This is a genomic window from Clostridium sp. (genome assembly GCF_040797585.1).
GTDB lineage: Bacteria > Bacillota > Clostridia > Clostridiales > Clostridiaceae > Clostridium_Z.
Window position 1 is genome coordinate 1 of record NZ_JBFNEO010000208.1, and the last position, 4,880, is coordinate 4,880.

Here is a 4,880-nt window from a genome sequence, read left to right on the forward strand (position 1 = left end):
GTTTAGAGGTGAGATTTATGTATTCAATTGAAACAACTAATTTAAGTAAAAGCTATGGAAAAAATAGAGGAATAATGGATGTAAATATAGCAGTTAAAGAAGGAGAGATTTTTGGGTTCATTGGACCTAATGGTGCAGGAAAATCTACCACCATAAAGACTCTTTTAAATTTTATATATCCAACTAGTGGAAAAGGCACCATATTAGGAAAGGATATAGTAAAAGAAAGTAGTGAAATAAAGAAGTATATAGGCTATGTGCCTAGCGAAGTAAATTATTATGAGAATGTTAAGGTTTCGGATCTAATAAATTACGGAGCATCCTTTTATCCTGGGAGTAATAAGGAAGACATAGAAAGGCTTTTTAAGGAGCTTGATATTGAAAAGAATAAAAAGATGGGAGAATTAAGCCTTGGGAATAAGAAAAAAATTGCAATAGTTCAAGCGATTATAAGCAATCCAAAGGTTCTAATTTTAGATGAGCCCACCAATGGGCTTGACCCTATTATGCAAAATAAGCTATTTTCCATATTGCTAGAAGAAAAGTCTAAGGGAACAACTATATTTTTATCTTCACATAACTTAGTGGAAGTTCAAAATTTATGTGATAGGGTATGTGTAATAAAAGAAGGAAGAATAGTAGATACACTAAATATTAAAGAATCTAATGAAAGTCTAGGGGTTAAAGTAACAATAAAAGGTGAAGGGATTAATGAGGACAAATTACTTAGTATGAGTCATAAGATTATAAATAAAGAGAATAGGGAATATAGCTTTATTTATAGAGATGATATAAATAAGCTTATAAGGGAATTAAGCAGTTATACCATAGAGGAATTATTTATTGAAGAAGAGAGTTTAGAAGATACCTTCCTAAATTATTATAAGAAGGAGAGGGATAGATAAAATGAATGTAATAAAGTTTGAAATTAAAGGTTTAATTAAATCAACTCTAATATGGTCTCTAATATGCAGTGCTCTTATAATACTATTTATGTCCTTATTTCCTAGTATGAAAGATAGCGGAATGCAAGATATTATAGGAACAAAATTAGATGCTTTTCCACCAGCAGTATTAGAAGCTTTTAATATAGAATCAACTATGGATTTTTCAAATATATCTCAGTATTTAGCCTATGCTATGCAATATATAGTTATGGCAGGAGGAGTATATGGAGCTATCCTTGGAGTGTCTTCTCTTATAAAGGAAGAAACTGAAGGAACTATAGAATTTTTATATGCAAAACCAATTACAAGATCTAAAATAGTAACTTATAAGCTAATATCTTCAGCTATAATATATTATGTATATGTATTTATAGTAGGATTAGCAGCTAGTATTATAGCATTTATGGTAATGCCAGAGGATGTAAAATTTTTAGATCTTATTATGGATATAAAGACTCTATTTATAGGAGTAGCATTTTTAGGATATATTTTTATGGCAGTAGGATTTTTAATATCTACCATTATTAAATCTTCAAAAACAGCGGTTCCGACAGCAATTGGACTATTCTTTGTCACATATTTTATGGGTATAATAGGAAAATTAAAAGAAGGATTAAGCTTTTTTAAGTATCTATCACCCTTTGAATATGTGGTACCTATAAATTTAATTAAAGAAGGATTTAACTTAAGTTATATATGGACGGGACTTGGAATTATTATAGTTTCATTAATTGGAGCCTATATGATTTATAATAGAAAAGATATGCGAATCTAAGATAAAGAGAGTATGTACAATAAGGACTAAGATACGTAGAAAGGCTTGAGGAGTGATAAGCAATGAGTGGTTTATTGATATTGCTATTGTGACAATAACTGCAGCATTAATTTTTTATACTATTGGAGTATTAGGAGAGAGAAGAGAAGGTAGTCTTAAAAAGAAACATGTTCTTATATTCTGGTTAGGATTACTTTTTGATACTATAGGGACTACATCCATGAGCTTTATAGCAAAAGGTACAAACTCTAATGGGGGAATATCTACAGGTGGACTACATGGTATTACAGGAGCTTTAGCCATTATATTAATGTTTATCCATGCAATTTGGGCTACCTTTGTATTATATAAAGGAAATGAAGAGAATAAATTATTTTTCCATAAATTTAGTATGGTGGTTTGGATTATCTGGCTTATTCCTTATTTTATTGGAGTATTTATGGGAGTGTCCCACTAGTATTTTAATCTCAAATAAAAATAAGTTAGCTTTATGATATTTATTGAAAAATTTATAGATAATATGGATTAAGAATAGTACTAAGTAACCATAAATCATAGATGAGTTTACTTAAGAAATGAATTGGTGGATAAATCCTATACTATTTTTAAGAATAGAGAAAGATAAAAAGATGAATAAATCTAAAACTTTAATAGATAGTTCCTTGTATAAATATTATAATACCTTATAATATAAGTATAGAACGAATCTTCCTTCAGATGGTGTTTTTTCCACCAGCTGAAGGTTAGATGAGTTAATCTAGGGGCGTAGCAACTGTTAGCCCTCACCTTTTAAGAGGATGGGGTGTTACAGATTCTAGCCATCAGATAAAATAAAATAAAAAGCTAGGGGTGCCTAATAGGCTGAGATACACCCTTGTACCTGATCTGGATAATGCCAGCGTAGGAAAGCGGATTAAATACATTTTTATATTTATAAAATAGTACTAAATGCTATATTCCTTTCTGGATTATAGCATTTTTTATTTTCTATAAAAAGGAGAGAGGTTAAATGAAAAATTACAGAGTACCTACACTTACTATAGCGGGGTCTGACTCCTCAGGTGGAGCTGGAATCCAAGCGGATCTTAAAACCTTTAGTGCTCTTGGAACTTATGGGATGAGTGTTATAACAGCTATAACAGCTCAAAACACTGAGGGAGTATTTTTAGTTGAAGACTTAAGTAATGAAATCATAAAAAAACAAATAGAGGTAGTTTTTGAGGATATTCCTCCAAAGGCTGTAAAAATAGGTATGGTATCTAGTCCGGATATAATAAAAGAAATAGTAAATGTTCTTAAGAGATATAGCCTAGAATATTTGATAGTGGACCCAGTTATGATATCTAAAAGTGGATATTCACTTTTGAAGCCAGAGGCGAAAAATAACTTAATAAAATATCTTATACCAATGGCTTACATAATAACACCTAATACTTTAGAAGCAGAAGAAATAACAGGTATTCATATAGAGACTTTAGAGGATATGAAGACTGCTGGAGAAAAAATATTATCCCTTGGACCTAAGTACGTGCTTATGAAGGGGGGCCATTTAGAGGGAGATGCTTTAGATGTTCTTATAGGAGAGAATACTTTTAAAATTTATAAGTCCGAAAGGTTAGATAGAAAAAATACCCATGGCACAGGATGTACATTGTCTTCAGCCATAGCTTCTCATTTAGCCTTAGGCCATGAGATAGAAGAAGCTGTGAATCTTAGCAAGATATATATAACTGAGGCTATTAAAAATAGCTTTGATATAGGACATGGAGTAGGACCAGTTCATCACTTTTATAAATTTCAGGAGGGAAAATAATGTACCAGCTAATAGATAAGGTTAAAGAAATAAATCCATTAGTACTTCACTACACCAATGAGGTTACAATAAATGATTGTGCTAATATAACTTTGGCTCTAGGAGCTAGTCCTTTAATGAGTTACTCCTATGAAGAAGTGGAAGAAATAGTTAGCATAGCTAATTCAGTAGTTATAAATATGGGCACTATGAATTCAAATTATTTAGACTTATTTATAAAGGCTGGGAAGGCAGCAAATAAATATAATAGACCTGTGGTTCTAGATCCTGTTGGAGTCTTTGCAACAAAAACCAGAAGTGATTTTATAAATAAGCTTCTTAATGAAGTAAAGTTTTCCGTTATAAAAGGAAATGCAGCAGAGATAAAATATATAGGGGGCTTTAATGTAAGAGGTAAAGGAGTGGACTCCTTTGATGACGAGGAGAACACAGAAGAAATTATAAAAAGTGTAGGAAGAAAATTAGGCTGTGTAGTGGTAGCCACAGGAAAAACTGATATTTTAAGTGATGGAGATAAAATAATAAAGATATATAATGGGACACCAAAACTCAAGGGGATATCTGGGACAGGCTGTATGACTGCAAGTCTTATAGGAAGTTATTTAGGGTGTACAGATAATAGTTTAGAAGCAGCAGCAATGGGGGTTATTACCATGTCTCTGAGTGGAGAGATCATTGATAAAGAGGATATAGCCCTGGGGAGTTTTAGGGTAAAGTTAATGGATACAGTTTATAAATTAACAAAAGAGATAATAGAACATAAGGGTAAGGTTGAGATGATATAAAGTTATTAGAATAGTATTTTCAGGGAGGGATAACAGTGAAGGATAAATTAAAGCTTTATTTAGTAACAGATTCAGAGATATTAAAGGGAAGAGACTTTTATAAGGCAATAGAGGATGCTATAAAAGGTGGGGTAACCATGGTTCAACTAAGGGAAAAGGATGCCTTAGGAAAGGAGTTTTTAGAAAAAGCTTATAGACTTAGAGAGTTGACTAAAAAATATAATATACCTTTTATAATTAATGACAGAGTAGATATAGCTATTCTTGTGGATGCAGATGGAGTTCATGTGGGGCAAGATGATATACCTGCTAAAAAAGTTAGAAGATTAATAGGAGAAGATAAAATCTTAGGAGTATCTGCTAGAACTTTAGAAGAAGCAACTAAAGCTAAAGATGATGGAGCTGATTATTTAGGGGTAGGAGCTATATTTACAACTAGTACTAAGTTAGATGCAAAGAATGTAAGTGAGGAAGAAGTAAAAAATATAAAAGAAAAAGTAAACTTACCTATGGTGGGAATAGGGGGATTAAATCTAAATAATATACATAAGACCTTTACC

6 protein-coding genes and 1 riboswitch are annotated in these 4,880 nt (G+C 31.5%); all 6 genes read left to right on the forward strand.

The window, feature by feature from the left end; translation table 11 throughout:
• The coding region (locus tag AB2369_RS11345) for an ABC transporter ATP-binding protein (RefSeq protein WP_367666590.1) at positions 1 to 905 on the forward strand (905 nt) is incomplete at its 5' end.
• 1 nt (position 906) lies between these two features.
• A complete protein-coding gene (locus AB2369_RS11350) occupies positions 907 to 1,722 on the forward strand; it encodes an ABC transporter permease subunit (protein WP_367666591.1) in 816 nt (271 codons plus the stop codon).
• Positions 1,723 to 1,777: 55 nt separating this feature from the next.
• Complete coding sequence (locus AB2369_RS11355) at positions 1,778 to 2,179, forward strand: HsmA family protein (protein ID WP_367666595.1); 402 nt, start codon at positions 1,778 to 1,780, stop codon at positions 2,177 to 2,179.
• 378 nt (positions 2,180 to 2,557) lie between these two features.
• Positions 2,558 to 2,646: riboswitch (TPP riboswitch) on the forward strand.
• Between the two features lie 85 nt (positions 2,647 to 2,731).
• On the forward strand, positions 2,732 to 3,535 hold the full coding sequence (gene thiD, locus AB2369_RS11360; protein WP_367666592.1) for a bifunctional hydroxymethylpyrimidine kinase/phosphomethylpyrimidine kinase: 804 nt from the start codon (positions 2,732 to 2,734) through the stop codon (positions 3,533 to 3,535).
• On the forward strand, positions 3,535 to 4,320 hold the full coding sequence (gene thiM / locus AB2369_RS11365; RefSeq protein WP_367666593.1) for a hydroxyethylthiazole kinase: 786 nt from the start codon (positions 3,535 to 3,537) through the stop codon (positions 4,318 to 4,320). The genes thiD and thiM overlap by 1 nt, the downstream gene beginning before the upstream one ends.
• 35 nt (positions 4,321 to 4,355) lie before the next feature.
• Positions 4,356 to 4,880: thiamine phosphate synthase (gene thiE, locus AB2369_RS11370; RefSeq protein WP_367666594.1), on the forward strand; the 525-nt coding region annotated here is incomplete at its 3' end.

Bases quoted from the DNA above. Each gene is read 5' to 3' on its own strand.
- thiM (WP_367666593.1), top strand. From the start codon at position 3,535: ATGTACCAGCTAATAGATAAGGTTAAAGAAATAAATCCATTAGTACTT.
- thiD (WP_367666592.1), top strand. From the start codon at position 2,732: ATGAAAAATTACAGAGTACCTACACTTACTATAGCGGGGTCTGACTCC.
- AB2369_RS11350 (WP_367666591.1), top strand. From the start codon at position 907: ATGAATGTAATAAAGTTTGAAATTAAAGGTTTAATTAAATCAACTCTA.